Here is a 20,238-nt window from a genome sequence, read left to right as displayed (position 1 = left end):
CGCGAAAGCAACCAGCCAAGGCGCCCCGCCCCTCGGCGGAAGGGACGGGACGGATGAATATCCAACGCTTATAAGGACTCAGCCGACGCGCTCAAACACCATCGTCGCCTGGATGCGGTCGCCCCCGCCGATCACGCCCTTGCTCCCGCTGCTGGCAGTGGTGATGGTGTGGAGCCGGTACCCCTTTGCGGCTTGATCGTTGATGGCCTTTTCCAGAGAGGGAAGGTTCCCCGAACCGGCGCCCCACATTTTCTCTTTCAGGATCACTTGAAGAACGACGTACTGCTGCATTGCACCACTTCCTTCTGTTGCCGGACGGTTGCGTGCAAGGCTACTCGACGCCGGCGGGGAACCCATGGGATTCAGCTCAGTTCACGCAATCCAGCGGTCATGTCACCACCAGCGTCGCCAGTGTTGACGGTACCTTTTGGCTCGAACAGCAGTGCCTGAACCTCGTTTTCAGCCTTGGGGCAGTGCTCGGTTCCTCTGGGGACCACGTAGATGTCATTCGGCCCTAGCTCCACATCGCCGTCGCGGAGTTGAATGGTGAGATTGCCACTTATGACCATGAACAGTTCATCGGTATCAGGGTGGGTGTGCCACACAAACTCGCCCTGGATCTTCACCACTTTCACGTCATAGTCATTGATACTGATCAGCCGGTGCGGCTGCCAATGCTCCGAGATCGAATTAAGGGCGGCATTGATGTTGCGAACGGAATTGGTCATGTTAGTCAGCTCTTTCTTTTGATGTCATCATTCGGGCGTCGGGCGTTTCACGCATGCATTCGTGCGCCCTTGACGATCCGATCAACAACGTTTCGGGGTCCGCGGAGGGCTATTCCCACGAGATCGAGATCCGGGGCAGCAACGGCCGCCACGGCCGCGCGATTGGCCTCATCGTGGCCCGTGGCAAAGAGGTCACGGGTATACACGGCGATGGGAATTTCACGGGAAGTCGCCCGCTCCCGAGCCGCTGCCAGAAGTTTCCGACCGGCAGTAAGAACCAGGACGGGTTGGCGAAGCATCGGAAGGTAGCTGTTGCCGTCCCGGTCCTGGTAGTGCTCCCCCGTCAGACCGGGGGCACTGGTGGCAATGGCACTCATCAGGAAGGCTGTCACGTTGAGCTCTTGCCACGGCAAAAGATCGTCGCGAAGGACCACCACCACTTTTGTCTCGAAGCGGCCGGTTGCGGGGTAAGTGGAATCAATAACTGTTGAGGAGTTTTCCTGCATGTTTCCCAGCATGGCCGCCAACAGAAGTGGTCGTCTTGTACATTTCTTGCATGGGGAACTCGGTGCAGGCATGGCATCCCGCTGTGCCATACGTGCGCGAGGTGCTGCATGCAACGTTTGAGGATCACAGCTACCCATCCCACACGCATGAGGACTGGACTGTGCTTCTGATCGACAAAGGCGCAGTGACTTACGACCTCGGACGCACCGAGCATCAGGCAGTTCCCGCCTCAATCACCTTGCTGCCCCCGCACGTCCCGCACGACGGTCGCTCCGCCGTCGGAGGTGAATCGTTCCGTAAACGAGTCCTTTACCTGAGCGAAGACTGGCTGCCTGCCAAGGCAACGGAGGCGGCAGTGGCGCAACCATTACTACTGGATCCGCAGACGGTGGCAACCGTGACCGGCATCCATACGGCGCTTACCTTGCCGGCGGATGCGATGGAGGCCGAATGCGGCGTTCTGGCTCTCCGCGAATCCGTGCGTTCACACTTGGGAACGCCTTCATCGCCGGCACGGGACGCTCCCTTGGCCCGCCAGTTGCGCGAGATGCTGGACGACCGTCTTTTTGAGTCCTTCACCATCGCCGAAGCAGCCAAAATACTGGGGGCCCACCCGAGCCACCTGGTGCGGGCCTTCTCCAAGGCTTATGGCATCGCCCCCTACCGCTATGTCACGGGGCGCCGCGTGGACCGCGCCCGACGCCTGCTTCTCGACGGCCGCCCGGCGTCAGAAGCGGCGGTAGAGGCGGGCTTTCATGATCAGTCTCACCTGACCCGGCATTTCCGGCGTGTTCTGGGAACAACGCCAGGCGCATTCACCGTCTGATTGTCACCTACCAGGAGCGCGGAAGGGATCGGCGTCGGGCGATACTTGACTCTGACACTGTGGAAGGCGAGAGAACTGAGTCATGTTATCCATCGGAGCTTTCGCGCAGATCGGTCAGGTGACCCATCGGATGCTGCGGCATTGGGACACCGCGGGTTTGCTCGTACCAGCCCACGTTGACGAGTTCAGCGGTTACCGATCCTATGACCCCTCCCAGCTTGAGCGCCTGCATCGAATCGTTGCACTGCGCCAGCTCGGCTTCGGCCTTAACGACATCTCGTCGATTCTTGACCAGGGCGTCGGGGCCGATCGCATCGCAGCTCTGTTGCGGATTCGCCGCGCAGAGGTCGAGCAGGAACACCGGATCGCTGCTGGCCGCCTCGTCGACGTGCAACGGCGGCTCCATCTCATCGAGAAAGAGAACCACATGTCCCAGATCGAGATCATCGAGAAGTCTCTGCCCGCTGTCCGCCTCGCAGCCCGCCGCGCGGTCGTAGCAGACCAACCTGAGGTCGCAAGTGTCGTGGGTCCCTCCTTTGACGCCGTTGCCCAGGTCATCGGCGATGAGCGTGGAACTCTAGAGACGCCAGTCGCGCTGTACGAGACGATTGAAGACGGCCTGCAAATCATCGCCGGTTACGCCTACACGGGACCCGCCCGCGCCGGCATCGAGATCATTGAGCTACCCGGTGTTGAAAATGCCGTCTGCGGCGTCCATCTAGGCTCCATGGAACACATTGCAGAAAGCTGGCAGGCGCTCCACGCTGAGATCTTCGCTCGAGGGCTGGTTCATTCAGGGCCGTGCCGGGAACTTTACGTCCGAGCGGTTACAGAGGACCAGTCCGACTGGGTGACCGAGCTGCAGCAGCCTGTTCGTCGCCGCTGAAACGTTCCCGGGTTCGTATGACGGCGCCTGAAGAATTAGGTTTCCGGGGTGCTCCCAGGCCATTGCCCGCTGCCCCAGCGTTCAAGCGCGACGATCGCCTCGCGCAAGGCGAGCCCTTTATCGGTCAGCGCGTAGGCCCGGGTGTTGTGCCGGAGTGGCAGGCGGGAAAGTACGCCGGCGGCCTCAAGCTCGCGCAGGCGCGTCGCAAGCATATTGGTCGGCACTCCCAGCTCGCGCTGCAGATCGCCGTAACGCTGTGGTCCGTCGAGCAGCCGCTCCACAATAAGCAGTGCCCACCGTGCTCCGACGACATCGAGGGCCGCGGCGAGGTTGCTCACGCTGTCGGATCGGCGTCCGGCTTCATCCAAAACGGGGAATAGTGGTAGCCGTCGGGGTCATCGAACTGGCGCTGGTACATGAAGGGGTAGTCATCGGTGTCACCGATCCGTCCGCCGGCGGCTCCTGCGCGCTCAATGAGTTCGTCCACCGCTTCACGACTGCCGAGGTCGAATGAGACCGTAACTTTCGAGGGGGTGTCGGGTCCCCCGACCAGTTCCTCGGCCCCGCCGACGCTCGCGTACATCTCGCGACTGCCGAGCATGACGTACTGCTCCGGCGCGATCGCAAAGCATGACACGTTGTGATCGGACATCTCAGTGTTGAGGGTCCAGCCAAGGGCGCTATAGAAAGCTGTCGCTCGCTCGACGTTCTCAACCGGGCAGGTGATAAAAAGGCTCATGGGGCACATACTTGCAAAATGCAAGTGCGGCGTCAAGACCCGGGTTAAGCGAACCTGACACGGCAGGTGCACTCCCTACCGAACCCGCCGGTGAACCGCGAACCGGACAGCCATCAATGCAGCAGGGTTTGGATCTTCTTCAGATTTGCAAGCCATGCCACATAGTCCTCGTCGTCTTCACCGAGTTCCGCCCACACATCGTGCCCATCAGCCTCGGGGTCCTCGATGATGTCCTGGATGGCATTCGCAGCGCTCAGCTTCAGAGCCGGGGGCGGAGTAGGCCTGCCAGCAGCCCACTCGGCCACATGAGGATGAACCTCTATGTCGCTGTTGCCACTCAGGAGGGCCAATACAGCACCGGCGGCAACGATGCTCTCCGTGGAACCAACCGCAAGTGTTTCCTGAATGAAGGGAAAGACCTCCGGCGCTTCCTTCAGATCACCAAACCAATCGAGGGCATCGTCATTGCCGAAACTTCCCGTTGACCAAGCACCCATTCCGAACTCCTCTCGTTGTGTATTCATCATGTCTGAAACGACCGCCGAAGGAGGTTTTTGGTTGAGCTTCATTCCACGCCACTGCTTCTGCAAGAAGAATTGGGCTCGCCGGGCCCTAGGCATAGGTTCAGCGTCCACCCACCCAGCGGGCAACCCGGAATGGGAGGCCCGCCTCTGGTCGGATACCGAGGAGGTGAGAGAGCATCCCGCCCAAACCCGAGGGATCTGATAGAGCGACTCGCTCAAGCCCAAGGGATGTGAGAGAGGGTTACATGTCCGCGAGCGCTCCACCCGGGTTCTCGATGGCGTCAGCAACGTACCGGAGGAAGCCGGCCGCGGTTTCGCCGTCGCATACGCGGTGGTCGAAAGCCAAGGTCAGTTCGGTGACCTTCCGGACGGCCAATTCACCGTTGACTACCCAGGGCTTGTCGATGATGCGACCCACACCCAGCATGGCAACCTCGGGGTAGTTGATGATCGCAGCCGAGCCATCCACGCCGAACACGCCGTAGTTGTTCAGTGTGAAAGTGCCGGAGCCCAGTTCGGTGGGGGTCGCCTTTCCGTCGCGTGCGACGGCGGTGAGTCGACGGATCTCTGCGTCCAGTTCACGGGCACTCAACTCGTGCGCGTTCCGCACGGAAGGAACCACAAGGCCCCGGTCCGTCTGCGCGGCGAAGCCGAGGTTGATGCCTTCGAAGCCAACGATCTCCTGCGAGCCGTCCGAAGCAGTTTCAAAGCGCGTGTTCAGGGCCGGATACTTTTTTAACCCAGCCGTGACAAAACGGGCTATGAAAGCCAGTAGGCCCGGGGTGTCGTGCGGTGCGCGCTTTTTGAGCTCGGCCCGCATCTCCAGCAACGCGGTGGCGTCCACGTCCACCCACACGGTCGCTTCCGGAATCTCCGAGCGGCTGCGGGTCATGTTCGCGGCAACCGCCTTGCGGACACCACGAACCGGCGTCCGCGCCGAGACGGCCAAACCCGTGCGGCTGTCAACGGCTCCCGCATCAGCAGGAGCGGCAACGGGAGCAGCCACCGGAGCGGGAGCAGAAGGAGCATCAACAGAAGGCGCCGTAATAGCAGCCTCCACATCCCTGCGCATGATCAGCCCGCTGGCACCTGAACCTTCGATTGCGTCGAGGGAGACACCATGGTCGCGCGCCATTTTGCGGACGAGCGGAGAGATGACAGCACTGAGCTTGCCAGGGATGCGCGTCCCCGCCACAGCCGGCTCCATCACAGGCGCAGCAACAGGCTCAGCCACCGAAACAGAAGAAGTGATGCTGACACTCGCCTTCCGCGGGCGGGTCCGGCCACCGGTAGCTCCCCCGGGCGTACCGTACCCAATCAGCACGTTGCCCGAGCCGGCCTTCTCCTCGGTCCGGTACGTCTCGGCAGCAGCTTTCACAGCGGGCGAAACATCAAGGCCCGAGGACACCGGGGAAGGATCCACGGAACCGATCGGAACAGGCGCCGCGGCAGCGGGCGCAGCCCCCACGGAGCCAGCGCGGGCGATCGAGATCAGCGGCTTGCCGACGTCGAGCGTTTGACCGGCCTCACCGTGCAGCTCGGCAACCGTGCCGGCGTAAGGCGAGGGCACCTCAACCATGGACTTGGCGGTCTCAACCTCGGCGATGGGCTGGTCAACCACAATCTCGTCGCCCACGGCAACGAGCCAGTTCACCAGTTCGGCCTCGGTGAGGCCCTCCCCAAGGTCGGGCAGTTTGAAGACCTGCATATCTGAGCTCATGGTCAGTCCTCCCATTGAAGGTCGTCGACGGCGTCGAGGATGCGGTCGACGCTTGGCAGGTAGTAGTGCTCCAGCTTGGGAGACGGGAACGGGACGTCGAAGCCGGTCACGCGGAGGATCGGAGCGGCGAGGTAGTGGAACGCGCGTTCCTGGACGCGGGCCACGATCTCGGAGGAGACGGACGCGAATCCATGGGCTTCGGCGATCACGACGGCGCGTCCCGTCTTGCGTACAGACGCGCAGACGGTCTCGTCGTCGAAAGGGACGAGGGTACGGACGTCGATGACCTCAAGTGAGCGGCCTTCCTCTGCAGCGGCTGCGGCTGCGGCGAGCGCGGTGGGAACCGACGGGCCGTACGCGATGAGCGTTGCATCCGTACCGGGACGAGCGACAGCCGCGCGGCCCTCGGTGGAGGTGCCGGCGTCGTGCTCTGCCCGCAAGGCGCCCAAGTCCACCTGGTCCTTGGACCAGTAGAGCTTCTTGGGCTCCATGAACATTACGGGGTCATCGGAGTCGATGGCTTCGCGGAGCATGCGGTAGCCATCGGCCACTGTGGCGGGCGTGTAGACCTTCAGGCCTGCGGTGTGGGCGTAGTAGGACTCGGAGGAGTCGCAGTGGTGCTCCACTCCCCCGATGCCGCCGGCGTACGGAACGCGGATGACCATGGGCATTTTGAGCTTGCCCTTGGTGCGGTTGTGCATTTTGGCGACGTGGCTGACGATCTGCTCGAAGGCCGGGTAGGCGAAGGCGTCGAACTGCATTTCAATGACAGGCCGCATGCCGTTGATGGCCATGCCCACCGCCATACCCACGATGCCTGACTCAGCCAACGGGGTGTCAAAGCAGCGTTGTTCGCCGAATTCGGCCATGAGGCCGTCAGTGATGCGGAAGACGCCGCCCAGCATTCCGACGTCTTCGCCGAATACCAGGACGGAGGGGTCGGTGCGCATGGCGTCGGCCATCGCGGTGTTCAGTGCCTTGGCCATGGTGAGGCTCTGCGGGCCGGTTGCTTCTGCAGTGGCCGCTGCGGAAGCGGCGGCGCTGGCGGTGGCTGCGCTGACGTTAGCGGTGGTGGTGCCTGTGGCAGCAGTGGTGACGGTCATTTTGCGCTCTCCTCTCGTGCGAGTTCGCTGGCGAGCAGTTCGGACTGTTCTTTCAGCTGCGGCGTTTGCTTGTCGAAGACGTACTTGAAGAGGTCCAGCGGCTGGACCGGGACGTCCTCACCAAGGCCCTCGCGGAGCTGGGTTGCGACGGCTTCGGCATGCACGGCGATCCTGTTGCTCGCCTCGTCGTCGAGGAGGCCCTTGTCGGTGAGGTAGGACTTCATGCGTGCCAGCGGATCCTTGGCCTGCCATTCGGCGACCTCGCTGTCCGGGCGATAACGCGTGGCGTCGTCGGCGTTGGTGTGGGCCTGCATGCGGTACGTGTGGGCCTCAATCAACAGCGGGCCGGATCCGTCGCGGGCCAGCTTCACTGCGCGGTCCATGACTGCGAGCAGCGCGACGAGGTCGTTGCCGTCAACGCGCTCACCGGCCATGCCATAGCCCACAGCTTTGTGAGCCAGGGACGGCGCCACGGACTGGTGGCTGAGCGGTACGGAGATGGCGTACTTGTTGTTCTGCACGAAGAAGATGACGGGCAGGTGGAAGACGGCGGCGAAGTTCAGGGCCTCGTGGAAGTCCCCTTCGCTGGTAGCTCCGTCGCCGCACATGGCCATGACTACCGTGTCTTCACCGCGGAGCTTGGCAGCATGCGCGACGCCCACGGCGTGCAGCAGCTGGGTGGTCAACGGCGTGCATTGAATTCCCACGTTGTGCTCTTTGGGGTCGTACCCGCCGTGCCAATCGCCGCGGAAGATGGTCATCACCTCAACGGGGTCCACCCCGCGGGTCATGACAGCGACGGCGTCACGGTAAGTGGGGAACAGCCAGTCACCTTCGCTCAGGCACATGGCAGCTGCAACCTGGCAGGCTTCCTGACCGTGGCTTGAAGGGTAAACGGCCATGCGGCCCTGCCGGACCAGTGCCGAATTCTGGTCGTTGACGCGACGTCCGACGACGAGTTGCTCGTAAGCGGCCATCAGTTCAGCGTCACTGGGCGTGGGGTACTCGTGGCCGGGTTCGGTGCCCTGCTCGTCATGGGAGCGGAGGGTGCCGTCCGGGTTCACCATTTGGATTTGGTGCCGGGCGGGGAGCATGTAGTCCTCAACGCTGATGCCGAATTTTGTCCGAACGTCAGCGGCGTGGTCCTCTACAGCCGTTTCCGGCGCAGAGTGGTCTGCGTGGATCGTCATTGGTCCGTCCTTCTCTAGCCACTATGTGCTTCCAGTATGTTCCCCAGCCTTGTTTCGTATCCAGCTTTCGACTGAATCATGGAAGCCCTTTCCTGGAATGGGTATTCTGAAAGACAGATTGCAATTGTGAGCTGGGTAACGTGCCCGTGCTGTAGACGAATTGGAGAGCCAGTGAGCGAGGCCGAGGCGGAGCAGACCGCCGTACCGCTGGACAGTGTGGACCGGGACATCATCCGGGAGCTGACCACCGACGGGCGCATGTCCGTCACCCAAGTGGCCGAGAACGTGCACATCAGCCGCGCCCACGCCTATACAAGGATCGCCCGCCTCACGGGCGAAGGTGTGTTGACCAAGTTCACGGCCCTGGTGGATCCCATCAAAGCCGGCCTTCGGTCATCGGCCTACGTGACGTTGAAAGTTCAGCAGCACTCGTGGCGCGAACTCAAGGAACAGCTGCGCGCGATACCGGAAATCCACCACATTGCCCTGGTGGGCGGAGACTTCGACGTCATCCTTTTGGTCCGGGCAACGGACAACATCCACCTGCGGCGTGTGATCTTCGACCAGTTGCAGTCCATGGACGGCGTGCAGGATACGCAGACTTTCCTCGTTTTCGAGGATGTTGATACGCGGTAGTCGGTTTGGGTGGCCTTTTTCTGGGAGAACCACACATTTTCGAACCTTAGACTGTCCCCGTGCCCCTCAAAACTGCCTCCGCCACGCGTGTCATTGGCGTCTTCGTGGGGGCATGTCTGCTGGCAGCGGTTCTTTGGTTGATCGCCGCGTTTCAGTTCTTCTACGACCCTCCGCAGGCAACCCCTCACCGTACTGATGCGATCGTTGTTCTGGGCGGCATGAGCAAGGAACGGTTGCCTGTGGCTCAGAAATTGCAGAAGAAACTGGATATACCTGTCCTCGTGGTCTCGACGACTGGCCTGGCGGGCAACGTGGAGGGCGATGCGCTGTGCGACGAGGATCAAGACGATCCTGACCTGGTGTGCTTCCGCCCCTCACCGCTGAATACGAGGGGCGAGGCCGAAGCTCTTCGCGACTTGATTGCAGACCATGGTTGGAAGTCCGTGACGGTGGTGACATCGGAGTATCACGTGATGCGCGCCGGCACCCTCATTGAGCAATGTACTTCCGCAGAGGTGCAGATGGTTGGTTCCCAGCCTGACCTCTCAGCGGGAGCTTGGCTGGACCGGTTTGTGGTGGAAAGCGGCGGCTTGATGGATACGTGGATTCGACCGGAGTGCTCGAGTAGTTAGAGCCGGCTCCACGGACTTGGCCGGTATGACAAAACTAGTAACGCCATATCGATCGCCGTCGGCTTCGAAGTCAAAGCACTTCATAGGTTTTGAAAACTTTTTGGCTACATGAAGGTTCCGGTCAAGCTATTGAGTTTTCGGGATCCAGCGCGCCATCCTTTTGCCATAGGTCCAAGGTCTCACCCTACGAGCCCAAGGATCCTCCGTGGCCACTTTTAGAGCAGAGCCGACACCTTTTCCTCCCCGCAGATCCCGTCACCTTATAGCCGGCCTTATGGCAGCGGTCGTTCTGGTGCTCGGTATCCTTCACGGGTCCCCGGCACAAGCTGCAACTTCTCCTGTTTATCCCATCAGCGGTTACTTCATCTATGGCAGCACCAGTGACGCAAACAATTTGAAGAAACTGACAGACATTAAATCAGTGGGTGGTGACACCGTCATCACCTTCGGTTCGCTGCTCAAGCCTGCAACGCTGTCAACCATCCCGGCTGGGTGCACAATATCAGGCGTCAACTGTGCGAAGGCCGCTGCCTCCGGGGTCAGCGTGAATCGCTACTTCACCTATTCGGACAACAGCTCATGGGGATCGCCGGCCGTGCTGTGCGGGCGTGACAAAACAGTCACCAATGGCACCACGAAATACACCATCCTGTTGCTACCCGTTCAAGGAAGCGGTTGCACTTCATCCACCAATACCTATGACGTAGTTGTGATAACGGGTGGCCAGTCTTCAATTTCCATCTCGCTGGGGAAGACGGCCACCAGCTTGGGTATGAAGTACTACGCTGGACTGCCTTCGCCGGTCAAGAGAACCGACATAACGTACTTGCCCGATCTCTCCTACCAAGCCACGTTTTCACTTTTCACTGCGCGATTCCTGCTCTATCAAGAGAAAGTAAACGACGTTCCAGGCTTGGCAGGTTTCTACCACCACACGGAGATGCCGCTCAGCAATGGGGCCGTCTGGGATGCGGTCCTGACGGTTTACGAAATCCAGAACTCGAGGATCGCCCAGTACCAGCCAACTCGCTCAGCAATTGTCAGCCCCTATATCGACTCACGAAGCGCCTTCTCCGGCAGAGTCACAGTTGATCAGGCACGGCAAGCAGTTGAAAACATTGCCAACACCGCCAATGGCGTTGATCTGGCGATCGCGGTCCAAGATGGCATGGGCACCGGCAAAGGCGCTTCATTCTTCGGAAGCGAATCCGGAAACAGTGTGGATCAGTATGCCGCCGCGATAGTGGGCAGCGGAACATGGGGCGGTAAGTACTTGGCACCAACTCGTGATTACTTCGTAGCTCTGGCTGAAGGGGTTGAAGGCACCGGGGCGGAGCTTTGGGCGAACTTGGAAGGTATGGCGCCAGCTACATCGCAGAATCCTTGCAACAACAGCCTGCGCGGTCAGACAACAAAGTCCAGAATTAACAAACAACTCCAGCAGCTGGGCAACACCCCGGGAAAGGTGATTTCCTTCATGTGGGATCCGTACTTCACATGTAGTGGGACGTACGCCCCGATGCTGGACCGGCTCAAAACCAGCAGCACCACTCCGGTGATCACCGACTCCATTTTTTACGGAAACGGCGACGTCCTGGTCACCGGTCACAACTTGAGTGGTGGGACGGTACAGGTCAAATGGACCGATGCTTACGGGAGGGTGTTCGACAAGACCGTAACAGCAACCAACTACAACTCGTCATACGGGAAGCAACTCGGCATCAACCCACTTCTTGAGTCGGTAACGGCAAGGCTCGGCAGTACTTCCCTGGGTTCGGGTAAGAACTACTTCATCAATGTGACCAACGGAGCGGGAGCGAAGAACGACGCCCTCTATTCCGATCGCGGTTGAGCAACTCACGATGGCGGTCGCCCGCTCCGGCGAGGCGACCGCCATCGTCATATCGCGTTACTAGTCCTTCGCTTGGACGGTGCTCCCCAAGCGGTCGGATATGTCACTCGAGTCCCCAAATGCAAGAATTGACTGCAACCCCGTCTCGTTTCAACGCATCTGAGGAGTGATGAAGTGACGAAACCTGTTTCCCGAACAGCTGCCCTTTCGCCATCACCGCGCCACATGCGGCGACGCCGTTTCAGGGGTGACGTTCCATCGACGCTCCTGCCTGGCCATCAGCCCGCTAAGCCGACGGCAGCGCGCCCCCGGCCCGCGGCTGTCAACCGACCGACATCTTCGCCGAAGCCAGCGGTCGAGGCGTTTCGAGAAAAGACCACTGAGCATCCCTCGGCTTCTTCCGGGGACAACAGTCTTCGGCGCAAGCGCTTGATTGCCCTCGCGGTTGTGACGCTCGTCTCCTTGAGCATTCCGATTCTGGCCCTGACCTTGATGTTTGGCCGCTAAGCAATATATTGCGTCGTACGTAATTAAAGACCTCGAGGGACGGTGCGATAGCATCGGCTGGTCAGCCACTGCCTTTCTCGGGGGAATCCATGCCCATCGTCATGCCAATTTTCGGGACACGTCCGGAAGCCATCAAAATGGCTCCGATCGTCACCGCCTTTCAAGAGTCTGCAGACTTCGAGTGCGTAGTGACCGTCACCGGTCAGCACCGTGAGATGCTGGACCAAGTCAACGAGTTGTTTGAAATTGTCCCGGACCACGATCTGAACATCCTGCAGCAACGGCAGTCGTTGTCCGCCATCATGACCCGCACGATTGATGGCTTGGACAAGCTGTTCGCAGCCAATAAGCCCGACGCAGTCATTGTCCAGGGTGACACGACGACGTCCACGGCCGGCGCCATCGCTGCCTTCTACCACGGGATTCCTGTGGTGCACGTAGAGGCCGGACTCCGAAGTGGCGACCTTTTCTCGCCCTTCCCGGAAGAAGCAAACCGCAAAATTACAAGCCAGATCTCCAGTCTCCACTTGGCCCCGACGAGTGTCAGCCGCGCCAATCTACTGGCCGAAGGGATCTCCGAAGACGATATCGTCGTCACTGGCAATTCAGTCATTGATGCACTCTTAACCACTGTGGATAAGCACATCCCATTCTCCGATCCGCAACTGGAAGAGCTCGCTGCCAGCGGCCGTCGGATCCTTCTGGTAACCACGCACCGCCGTGAGAACCAGGGCGACGCCATGCGCGGTGTTGGACGCGCTTTGGCCCGCATTGCCGAGGCAGAGCCGGAACTCGTGATTGTGCTGCCCGCCCATAAGAACCCTGTCGTTCGCGAAGCGGTCCTGCCCGCTCTGGAAGGCAAAGAGAACGTCATCGTCACTGAGCCCCTGGCCTACGGCGAATTCACCCGTATGCTCTCGCTGGCTCACATTGTTCTTACAGATTCCGGTGGAGTGCAGGAAGAGGCACCCAGTCTCGGCAAACCGGTACTGGTCATGCGCGATAACACAGAGCGGCCGGAAGCGGTTGACGCAGGAACAGTGACGCTTATCGGCACAGACGAAGAGAAGATCGTCAAGGAAGTCGACCGACTCCTGAACCAGCAGGACGCATTCGATGCAATGGCAAACGCCGTGAACCCATACGGTGACGGCAAGGCTGCCGAGCGGACGGTTGCAGCTGTGGCCCAGCTCCTCGGGATCGGCTCACGCATTCCCGAATTCGTCAGCTGATTTTGTAGCTGCCCTGGCTGGACTGTCCAGCCAGGGCAGCTGCCTATCCGTTGAGGGTAGGAACTCTTGCCTCCTGCGGCCATTTCGCACTGTCCCGTTCTTCACGTGACAAGCGCTCATGGCGGCGCTCACCTAAGATAATGCTCGAATGTTGCCGTTCAGGGGCAGATGGCCCGAATACGGCGTTAGGAATCGCATGACCACCCACAAAGTAGATCTCGACGTCGTTCATCGCCAGACGTTCGGAGAGATGTTCAGGAAGAGGTCAACGGACCGCGCACTCGCTGACGAAATCATCGGCGGTAAACTCAGCGTGCGTCCGCACCCCGCGTGGAGTTTCCAAGGCATCATCGACTGGAAGGCAGATCCGTTTGGGCAACGGAACTGGCGGGCGCAACTTCACATGCTTCGCTGGCTGGAACCGGTCCGCCGGGTAGCCATTGACGGAGACCAGGAAGCACGGGAATTTTGGCTCCAAACATGCAAATCATGGATTGAAGCCAACCCTCAGTCCGACCCGAAGGAGAAGGACCAGCAGGGCAATTTCGTCAGCTATGCATGGGCCGACATGGTGGAAGCCCTGCGTGCCATGGTCCTCACTTTTGGTCTCCCGCTGGTTCAGGAAGAAGATCAATGGCTGGTCGAGTCCATTCATGCACACGGGTTGTGGCTTGCAGACTCCAAACATCTCGGTCATTCAAATCATGCCCTGCACCAGCATCAGGCTCTATTCGTCATCGGCTCAGCCTTGGGCAAAGAGGAGTGGACCGATCTGGCAATTCAACGCCTTACCAGCTTGTTCGAGGAAAACTATGACGAACAAGGGGTAAATATTGAAGGTGCGATTGGTTATCACAAAAATAACCTCGTGTGGTGGGAAGAGGCCTTCAAACGCTTGGACGTGGAAGGAGTGCCTCGCCCAGCCTCGGCGGAATGGCTGAATCTCGCCTACCTGGAACTTGCCCACGCCACAAAGCCCGACGGCACATTTGAGTTGATCGGGGACACTGAAGCCACCACTCCGGGTGCTTTGTCGTCCCCCGAATTGGATTACGTGAAGTCGGAAGGTGCCACGGGACAACCGCCAGCCGAGCTCACGAAGATTTATCAGAAGGGATACGTTTTCGGACGCAGCGGCTGGGGTGATCACGAACGCGATTTCAAGAAGGAAACCTTCTATTCCCTGTCCTTCGGGAAAGCCAACCGCGTTCATGGCCATCAGGATGGCGCTTCCCTGACTCTTCATTCAAACGGGCATCCTTGGCTGGTTGACGCCGGCAAATACGCGTACAAAAAAGATGCCATGCGCGACTACTGTTTGTCCCGGCTTGGACACAACGTTGTGGAGGTCGAGGGCCGGGTATACAACCCCAAGACCGAAGTGGCCCTGCTCCGGTCATTTACCAGCGATGAAGTTGACGACTTCACATTCACTGATCCCGGCTACAAGGGCGTCGAGTTGAAAAGGCGTGTCGTCTACTGCCGCGGCGGCGAATTCTTTCTCGTCATAGACAATGTGTTCAGCACCGATGAAATCTCTGCCAGGCAGCGTTGGCACCTTGACACCGACACTGCAGTAGCGGACATCCCGGGCGGCCTAAGGTTGGAGCGTGACGGCGCGTCTTCATTCCTTCTCTGGAAGGGCAATGCACCTGCCATCTCGACTGTGAAGGGATCAGAAGAGCCGTTTGACGGCTGGATGTCCAGAAAGTGGATGGAGCAACTACCAACCCAGGTTGTGTCCGCGACACAAAGTGGACGCCGCTTCCGATTCATCACCATCGTTGCTGCACCGCAATCGGGCAACTTTTCTGTTAAAAAAATGGATGCCACGGGCGGACGAATAGCGTTGAGTGCGCTCTCCGGACGTTATCAGTTCAACCTGACCGTGGAAGAGGATCGCGCTTCTGTGACCCTCGGCGAAGAAGGAACCATTTCCTCAGAGCTGGACGATGTAAGGTCAACCTGGCTAAAGACCATGGACCTCTGCCGGGACGCAGACGTGGAGTGGGCTGCACCTAAACCAAACGGCGGCCTGTTCAGCACGAGATATTGGGGCGAACTGAAAAAGTGGATTGCCCAAGAGGGCGGCTCTCGAAGTGCGCGCCTTGAAGCTTTGAGCATCCTGCTTAATCTCCTTCTCGACGCCCTGGATAGCTCGGGCGACGATCAAGGTCTGCGTACAGCCATCGTGGATCTCCTAGGGAACGACCTCGCCGAGGAAACCGGCCTGAACAACAGCGCTTTAGGCGTAATGCGTGAACCTCTGATTGCTTGGCCCGGAGTTGATCTTCGGTCAAAGACTTATGGCCGCCAGATCCGGACCATCAGCTCTCCGAGTGAAATCAGTTTCGAGGACGGCGAGAAGTCCAAAATCTACTCCGCCAACTTGGGAGGCTTGGTCCTACCTTTCGCAGTAGGGAACGGCCCATCTGATCTTTTGTCGGTCAGGTTCCATGGCGCAATCAATAGAACCAAGACAACACTGCCGTTCTTCCAGGGACTGACTTCCGAACTCATGGAAGGAGGGAACCACGCAGTCTTCCAGGATCCCTCACTGGACCTCAACAAGAATATGACCCTCTCTTGGTACTTGGGGGACGGCAGTATCAACGTCCACCGGTTTATGGCTGACTGCATCCGAAAGCTTCAGCTCGAAACCAACGCCACCCGCATCCTCCTGTCTGGCAGCTCGGGCGGCGGATTCACTGCATTGCAGGTTGCCGCCTACCTTCCCGATTCAGTCGCGCTTGTTTTCAACCCCCAAACGGATGTGAGGGAGTACTTCCGGACAAGCGCCGATGTCGCACTTTCTACCTGTTTGAAGAATGATGTCGATGTGGAAGAAGCACGCGTCTTTAGGCTTTCAACATCGGTAGTCGAAACGTATGCGATGCTGGAACAACTCCCCCGCATCCTCTACATCCAGAACACAGGCGATACCCACCACGTCACAAAACACCGCGATCCGTTCCGTTTAATGCTGGAATCTGAACACAGCACCTACAAAGACAGGATCGAGTTCGTTGATGTTGAGTGGGGACCTGGACACGTAGCCGCAAACGCTGAGCGCTATGCCCATTTCCGTTCCGCAGCCTTGGAGCATTTTCCGACGAGTGCCAGTTCATTAATCAACTGATGCAACACTTTTGCACCGACCAGATTTCGTTGACTTAGGAAATACGTTGCACATTAACAGAAGACTCAGTTCTGACAGGACCATCGGCCTTTCCGCGGTTGCGGGTTTTGGCTTCATATTCGTAGGCGCCTTGCTAGCCCTCCTGCCGCAGGCGGTTTCACCTGCAAGCGCAGTGGCAATCATCGTCTTGTTTGCAGTGGCGATCGTCGCCTTCAGCTTTGCCAGCACCGGTTTGATCGCCAGGCTGAAGGAAAACCGTCGCTTGCAGCGGGAATCCCAGGCCTCAATTAAGAAGTACCTGCTGACTCTGCAGCGACAGCTGAACGATCTGGCGGAAGCCCAGAGCGCCTCCACAGCACAACTATCAGACCTGGTGGAAGCCAACGGCCCCTCCACAGCACAGTTGTCCCCGCAGATTCACGAAGCAACAGGGACAGCGTCCGTCCCCGACCCCGAGTCAGAGGCAGAGCGTGAACGCTTGCTTCAGCTAGTCGAAGACCTCAAAACTGAGCAAGAAGAACGGGTCCGGGAGGTCGAAGGACGCCACCTCGAACGGCAGTTTGATCTTGTGGCGCTCGACGGCAAGAACTGGCACTCATTCTCCGGTTCGGAGGTCAAGAAACTCGCCGAAAGTCAGTTCAAGGCCCAGCCCTTGGCGGTCTACGAGATGCTCGAAGCCCATTCGGTGTTTGAGAAGATCAATATGACATCGCTGCGTGGTCTGGCAAGTGAACTGCGCAAGCTCGGCTACACGGCAAAAAGCCAGTACGTCCTGCGGGTGGTTCTCGACCGAAAACACAATGACAAATTGGCTGCTGCAATCGCGTTACGCGATGAAGAAGTCAAAATCTTCTCCGGTGCCTTCAAGCCCGAGCCGCAAGGACCCTACGAGCGCTTCACTCCCAAGCCCAATTGCATCCTTCATGTGGTCGGCAAAGTTCTCCCGACGACACAGTCGGGCTATACGCTGCGTACGCACTATACGGCCCAGGCCCAAATAAAGTCCGGGCTAGAGGTACACGTGTGCAACCAAGTTGGCGATGCAGTGAACGCGGACGCAGCACTTCAGGTGGAAGTTGACGGCGTCACCTACCATCTTCCGGCTGGCCCTATCCGTCTGAACACTCCTTTGACTACCTGGCTGAGCGCCAATGTCGAGGAACTCGCGCGAGTGGTTGCCGAGGTACGCCCAGCTGTACTTCACGCCCACTCGGACTTCTTCAATGCCCTGTCTGCCCGGGCCGTTGGCGACTATTTCGAGATTCCTGTGATCTATGAAAGCCGCGGGTTCTGGGAAGAGTCCTGGCTTTCCCGTATGGCCCAAGCCAGCGGCATCGAGGACATCGAAGCCTTCAGCAATCGCTGGGGCACCCCTGACACCTACGCTTGGCGTCGCGAACGCGAGCGTGACTGCAGGGAAGCAGCGGACCATGTGTTCACCCTGGCAGAGGTCATGAAACGCCGGATCACGGCCGAAGGGTGCCCGGAGGACAAGACGTCTGTAGTGCCGAACGCAGTCAGCGGTGACCAATTCCCGGTTCAAACTCGAAATGCCGAGTTGGCAGGCAAGCTTGGTATCCAGAGCGACGAGATCGTCATTGGCTACATCTCATCCCTGGTCGAATATGAGGGCGTACCGGTACTCATCGATGCTTTCCGCCAGCTGCGTGAACGCCTAAACGTTCCGGTTCGTCTTCTGGTGGTAGGCGATGGACCCGTTCTTGACTCCCTCAAGGCCACAGCTGCCTCGCTTGGACTTGACGACGCGCTCTTTACAGGACGGGTGCCCCACGAGGACATCCTGGACTATTACGGGCTGATCGACATCTTCGTTGTGCCACGGACAGCAGCGGCGGTTTGCCAGCTGGTCACGCCATTGAAGCCCTTCGAGGCCTTTGCAACGGGACGAACAATTGTCATGTCCGACGTCGACGCGCTGAAGGAAATCGCGGAGGCAAGCGGCTCAGCTGCCCTGTTCCAAGCTGGAAACAGCGGTTCGCTCGCGGATGTACTCTCTGACCTCGTTTCCAGCCCTGAGACACGGAGCCAGATGGCGGCAACCGGCGCGGCTTGGGTCCGTGAAAGCCGTTCGTGGGAAGCCAACGCTGCTGTCTATAACGACCAATATGCGAATCTGGCGGCGAATGCAATCCGCGTCTGAATTGCTGTTCCAGCAATTAACGGACGCTGATATTGAAGCGCTTCGGGAATGGGTCGCTTCAAGTCACCGCCCCGATCTTTCGGACGCAGTTTGGTTCGACAGCCTAATCAGTGATTCCGATTCGGATGTCATTAACAACGGCTGGAAGGCCGGAGACTACGATCGGCTGGATCTTTCGCTGCCACTCGCCTGGGATAGTCTCTGCGCGGACGACAGAAGCTGGGGTTCCCAGCTTCACGGCTGGAAATTCATGGACAGGCCAATCCAGGAGTTTATCCGTACTGGCGAAAAGACCTACCTTCAATGGTGCTTGGATCGTGCAGTCTCCTGGTCGGAGAGGTATTCTGGCCAGGAGACAGACAACGCGATCGTCTGGTACAACATGGCTCTCGGCCAGCGCGCCCTTCGCCTCGCTGGCCTCATTTATCTGGGGGCAAAAAACGGCATAACTATCCAGGAACTGCGGTCCCTGCTCGGTGCTGTAGACAGGCACAGGCTTGAATTCGCTCTCGAAAGCTCGTTCAATCCACGCACTAACCATGGCTATTTTGTGGCCATCGGTCAGACAGTACTGGGCGCAGCTCTTGAAGCTGTGCCAGAGTTGAGCGGGCTGGCTGAGGAGGGCCGCAGACGGCTGGCTGTCATGATCCGAACACAGTTTCTTCCGGACGGCGGCCACAGCGAGCACTCCCCCGAATACCATCGGATGCTGATGCAATCTTTCCAGATTGCGGTGGACAACGGCCTCATCGAAGATTCCGAACTGACGGGCCGCCTCCGCAAGGCCGCGGACTTGCTGGGCTGGATGATCCAGCCCAATGGTTCGCTGGTCCCGTTGGGGGATACTCCGTACGTCAAAATGATAGACGGTAGTCATCCGCTGACTCTGAGCCCTGAAACCAACTTTCTGATGTCGGGAGGTTCATTCGGTCAGGCGTGCCCAACAGAACTGGGAGTATTTCCGGACTCTGGCTACGCCTTTGTCCGTTCACCCCAGCCACAAGGAGAAGCAGGACAGTCAACTTCGTCTTACCTCGCTTTTACAGCGGCCTTCCACGGCAGAGCGCACAAACACGCGGACGATCTCAATTTCGTCTGGTATGACCGGGGGCAGGAGATATTGGTCGAAGGCGGCCGTTACGGGTACGGTGCACAATTGCCCGTCGATTCGCCCCTTCGCGCGGACGGCTTCTACTATGCCGATCCCTTCCGTCGGTTCGTCGAATCTACGATGGCTCATAATACGGTGACCGCCAACGGAAGGAACCACGACCGGCGTCGAACCCCTCAAGGCTCTGGTCTTGGGCTGTGTGAGCAGGTGGGCGACGTGTTCGTCCTGAACGGCCGTATGGACCACGGAGGATGGACCCACCGCCGGAAGGTTGAGTTGAAGCCCGGCATTGGTCTCACCGTCACAGATGATGTTCAATCCACGGATGCCGTCAAGCGGGATTACCAGGTTTGGTTCAATCTCTCTGGGGCATTGACATTAAATGCCTCCCCTGCTGCCGGACTTTCTTGGTCTCCAGCCGGTGGAGAGTGGCATCTGACGTTGAGGACGGAACCGGGCACTTCGGTCCAAGGCCCAGTACGTGAATCCGACAACCCTCTCCGGGGCTGGCGATCAGTCGAGGACGGAACCCGCGAGGGCGTTTGGTCCATCTGTTTGGAAGCCAGGAAAACCCGCCACCACGTGTTCAGGACCAGATTTAGCTTCGACAACGATGACTAGGCGAGCAGCAGAACCGCCTTTGAGTGAGACAAATGGGCGCTCTTGGCTCGTGAGTGGCACTCAGTAGCGCCATGAGAGAGACAGCCCCTACGACTCTCTGGCTTCAAACCGCCCCTCCATGCCA

General features: G+C 59.2%; 18 protein-coding genes and 1 pseudogene. 10 read left to right on the top strand and 9 right to left on the bottom strand.

What is annotated here, in order from left to right:
* Positions 1 to 78: 78 nt before the first annotated feature.
* The 3 genes from WBN73_RS01185 to WBN73_RS01175 form a co-directional block, all read right to left on the bottom strand.
* Positions 79 to 291 (bottom strand): DUF4177 domain-containing protein, encoded by a 213-nt coding sequence (locus tag WBN73_RS01185; protein WP_024817767.1) that lies wholly within the window; start codon positions 289 to 291, stop codon positions 79 to 81.
* 71 nt (positions 292 to 362) lie between these two features.
* On the bottom strand, positions 363 to 728 hold the full coding sequence (locus tag WBN73_RS01180) for a cupin domain-containing protein (RefSeq protein WP_337339273.1): 366 nt from the start codon (positions 726 to 728) through the stop codon (positions 363 to 365).
* Positions 729 to 775: 47 nt separating this feature from the next.
* Positions 776 to 1,246: a DUF2000 family protein gene (locus tag WBN73_RS01175; RefSeq protein ID WP_207594382.1), complete on the bottom strand. Its 471-nt coding sequence runs from the start codon at positions 1,244 to 1,246 to the stop codon at positions 776 to 778.
* Positions 1,247 to 1,284: 38 nt separating this feature from the next.
* Between WBN73_RS01175 and WBN73_RS01170 the strand changes: the two genes are divergently transcribed.
* The 3 genes and pseudogenes from WBN73_RS01170 to WBN73_RS01160 all read left to right on the top strand — a co-directional run bounded on the left by WBN73_RS01170 (position 1,285) and on the right by WBN73_RS01160 (position 2,947).
* The gene (locus tag WBN73_RS01170; RefSeq protein ID WP_242703364.1) at positions 1,285 to 2,061 is read left to right on the top strand and encodes an AraC family transcriptional regulator; all 777 of its coding nucleotides are present in this window, start codon (positions 1,285 to 1,287) and stop codon (positions 2,059 to 2,061) included.
* 82 nt (positions 2,062 to 2,143) lie between these two features.
* Positions 2,144 to 2,296: pseudogene (locus WBN73_RS01165) on the top strand (MerR family transcriptional regulator); the annotation flags it as partial.
* A gap of 192 nt (positions 2,297 to 2,488) precedes the next feature.
* On the top strand, positions 2,489 to 2,947 hold the full coding sequence (locus tag WBN73_RS01160) for a GyrI-like domain-containing protein (protein WP_337339422.1): 459 nt from the start codon (positions 2,489 to 2,491) through the stop codon (positions 2,945 to 2,947).
* Positions 2,948 to 2,982: 35 nt separating this feature from the next.
* Here WBN73_RS01160 and WBN73_RS01155 read toward each other — a convergent pair whose 3' ends face one another.
* From WBN73_RS01155 to pdhA, 6 genes are all read right to left on the bottom strand, one after another.
* Positions 2,983 to 3,285: a winged helix-turn-helix transcriptional regulator gene (locus tag WBN73_RS01155; RefSeq protein ID WP_280623358.1), complete on the bottom strand. Its 303-nt coding sequence runs from the start codon at positions 3,283 to 3,285 to the stop codon at positions 2,983 to 2,985.
* Positions 3,282 to 3,686 (bottom strand): VOC family protein, encoded by a 405-nt coding sequence (locus WBN73_RS01150; protein ID WP_280623359.1) that lies wholly within the window; start codon positions 3,684 to 3,686, stop codon positions 3,282 to 3,284. The genes WBN73_RS01155 and WBN73_RS01150 overlap by 4 nt, the downstream gene beginning before the upstream one ends.
* A 113-nt stretch (positions 3,687 to 3,799) precedes the next feature.
* Positions 3,800 to 4,183, bottom strand: coding sequence for a DUF4259 domain-containing protein (locus WBN73_RS01145; protein ID WP_280623360.1), 384 nt, complete (start codon positions 4,181 to 4,183; stop codon positions 3,800 to 3,802).
* Between the two features lie 268 nt (positions 4,184 to 4,451).
* Positions 4,452 to 5,930 (bottom strand): dihydrolipoamide acetyltransferase family protein, encoded by a 1,479-nt coding sequence (locus WBN73_RS01140; RefSeq protein WP_337339272.1) that lies wholly within the window; start codon positions 5,928 to 5,930, stop codon positions 4,452 to 4,454.
* A gap of 2 nt (positions 5,931 to 5,932) precedes the next feature.
* Entirely contained in the window at positions 5,933 to 7,033 is a 1,101-nt protein-coding gene (locus WBN73_RS01135; protein ID WP_337339271.1) for an alpha-ketoacid dehydrogenase subunit beta, read from the bottom strand.
* Positions 7,030 to 8,223 carry a pyruvate dehydrogenase (acetyl-transferring) E1 component subunit alpha gene (gene pdhA, locus WBN73_RS01130; RefSeq protein ID WP_337339270.1) on the bottom strand — a complete coding sequence of 398 codons (1,194 nt, stop codon included), beginning with the start codon at positions 8,221 to 8,223 and terminating at the stop codon, positions 7,030 to 7,032. The genes WBN73_RS01135 and pdhA overlap by 4 nt, the downstream gene beginning before the upstream one ends.
* Before the next feature lie 171 nt (positions 8,224 to 8,394).
* On the opposite strand from pdhA, the gene WBN73_RS01125 reads away from it, so the two are divergent.
* From WBN73_RS01125 to WBN73_RS01095, 7 genes are all read left to right on the top strand, one after another.
* Positions 8,395 to 8,859: an Lrp/AsnC family transcriptional regulator gene (locus WBN73_RS01125; RefSeq protein WP_280623364.1), complete on the top strand. Its 465-nt coding sequence runs from the start codon at positions 8,395 to 8,397 to the stop codon at positions 8,857 to 8,859.
* 59 nt (positions 8,860 to 8,918) lie between these two features.
* Positions 8,919 to 9,491, top strand: coding sequence for a YdcF family protein (locus tag WBN73_RS01120; protein WP_337339269.1), 573 nt, complete (start codon positions 8,919 to 8,921; stop codon positions 9,489 to 9,491).
* Positions 9,492 to 9,765: 274 nt separating this feature from the next.
* A complete protein-coding gene (locus WBN73_RS01115; protein WP_337339268.1) occupies positions 9,766 to 11,343 on the top strand; it encodes a hypothetical protein in 1,578 nt (525 codons plus the stop codon).
* A 596-nt stretch (positions 11,344 to 11,939) separates the two neighbouring features.
* A complete protein-coding gene (wecB, locus tag WBN73_RS01110; protein WP_337339267.1) occupies positions 11,940 to 13,082 on the top strand; it encodes a non-hydrolyzing UDP-N-acetylglucosamine 2-epimerase in 1,143 nt (380 codons plus the stop codon).
* A gap of 196 nt (positions 13,083 to 13,278) precedes the next feature.
* Positions 13,279 to 16,221: a heparinase II/III domain-containing protein gene (locus WBN73_RS01105; RefSeq protein WP_337339266.1), complete on the top strand. Its 2,943-nt coding sequence runs from the start codon at positions 13,279 to 13,281 to the stop codon at positions 16,219 to 16,221.
* 172 nt (positions 16,222 to 16,393) lie between these two features.
* On the top strand, positions 16,394 to 18,382 hold the full coding sequence (locus tag WBN73_RS01100; RefSeq protein ID WP_337339265.1) for a glycosyltransferase: 1,989 nt from the start codon (positions 16,394 to 16,396) through the stop codon (positions 18,380 to 18,382).
* The gene (locus WBN73_RS01095; protein ID WP_337339264.1) at positions 18,366 to 20,114 is read left to right on the top strand and encodes a heparinase II/III domain-containing protein; all 1,749 of its coding nucleotides are present in this window, start codon (positions 18,366 to 18,368) and stop codon (positions 20,112 to 20,114) included. The genes WBN73_RS01100 and WBN73_RS01095 overlap by 17 nt, the downstream gene beginning before the upstream one ends.
* Positions 20,115 to 20,238: the final 124 nt, after the last annotated feature.

This window comes from Paenarthrobacter sp. CCNWLY172, from assembly GCF_037402035.1.
In the GTDB taxonomy this organism is placed as follows: Bacteria; Actinomycetota; Actinomycetes; order Actinomycetales; family Micrococcaceae; genus Arthrobacter.
The sequence above is the reverse complement of the archived record's forward strand: the minus strand, read 5'-3'. Positions and strand labels throughout refer to the sequence as shown.

Bases quoted from the DNA above. Each gene is read 5' to 3' on its own strand.
- WBN73_RS01185 (WP_024817767.1), bottom strand. From the start codon at position 291: ATGCAGCAGTACGTCGTTCTTCAAGTGATCCTGAAAGAGAAAATGTGG.
- WBN73_RS01180 (WP_337339273.1), bottom strand. From the start codon at position 728: ATGACCAATTCCGTTCGCAACATCAATGCCGCCCTTAATTCGATCTCG.
- WBN73_RS01175 (WP_207594382.1), bottom strand. From the start codon at position 1,246: ATGCTGGGAAACATGCAGGAAAACTCCTCAACAGTTATTGATTCCACT.
- WBN73_RS01170 (WP_242703364.1), top strand. From the start codon at position 1,285: ATGGGGAACTCGGTGCAGGCATGGCATCCCGCTGTGCCATACGTGCGC.
- WBN73_RS01160 (WP_337339422.1), top strand. From the start codon at position 2,489: ATGTCCCAGATCGAGATCATCGAGAAGTCTCTGCCCGCTGTCCGCCTC.
- WBN73_RS01150 (WP_280623359.1), bottom strand. From the start codon at position 3,686: ATGAGCCTTTTTATCACCTGCCCGGTTGAGAACGTCGAGCGAGCGACA.
- WBN73_RS01145 (WP_280623360.1), bottom strand. From the start codon at position 4,183: ATGGGTGCTTGGTCAACGGGAAGTTTCGGCAATGACGATGCCCTCGAT.
- WBN73_RS01140 (WP_337339272.1), bottom strand. From the start codon at position 5,930: ATGAGCTCAGATATGCAGGTCTTCAAACTGCCCGACCTTGGGGAGGGC.
- WBN73_RS01135 (WP_337339271.1), bottom strand. From the start codon at position 7,033: ATGACCGTCACCACTGCTGCCACAGGCACCACCACCGCTAACGTCAGC.
- pdhA (WP_337339270.1), bottom strand. From the start codon at position 8,223: ATGACGATCCACGCAGACCACTCTGCGCCGGAAACGGCTGTAGAGGAC.
- WBN73_RS01115 (WP_337339268.1), top strand. From the start codon at position 9,766: ATGGCAGCGGTCGTTCTGGTGCTCGGTATCCTTCACGGGTCCCCGGCA.
- wecB (WP_337339267.1), top strand. From the start codon at position 11,940: ATGCCCATCGTCATGCCAATTTTCGGGACACGTCCGGAAGCCATCAAA.
- WBN73_RS01105 (WP_337339266.1), top strand. From the start codon at position 13,279: ATGACCACCCACAAAGTAGATCTCGACGTCGTTCATCGCCAGACGTTC.
- WBN73_RS01095 (WP_337339264.1), top strand. From the start codon at position 18,366: ATGCAATCCGCGTCTGAATTGCTGTTCCAGCAATTAACGGACGCTGAT.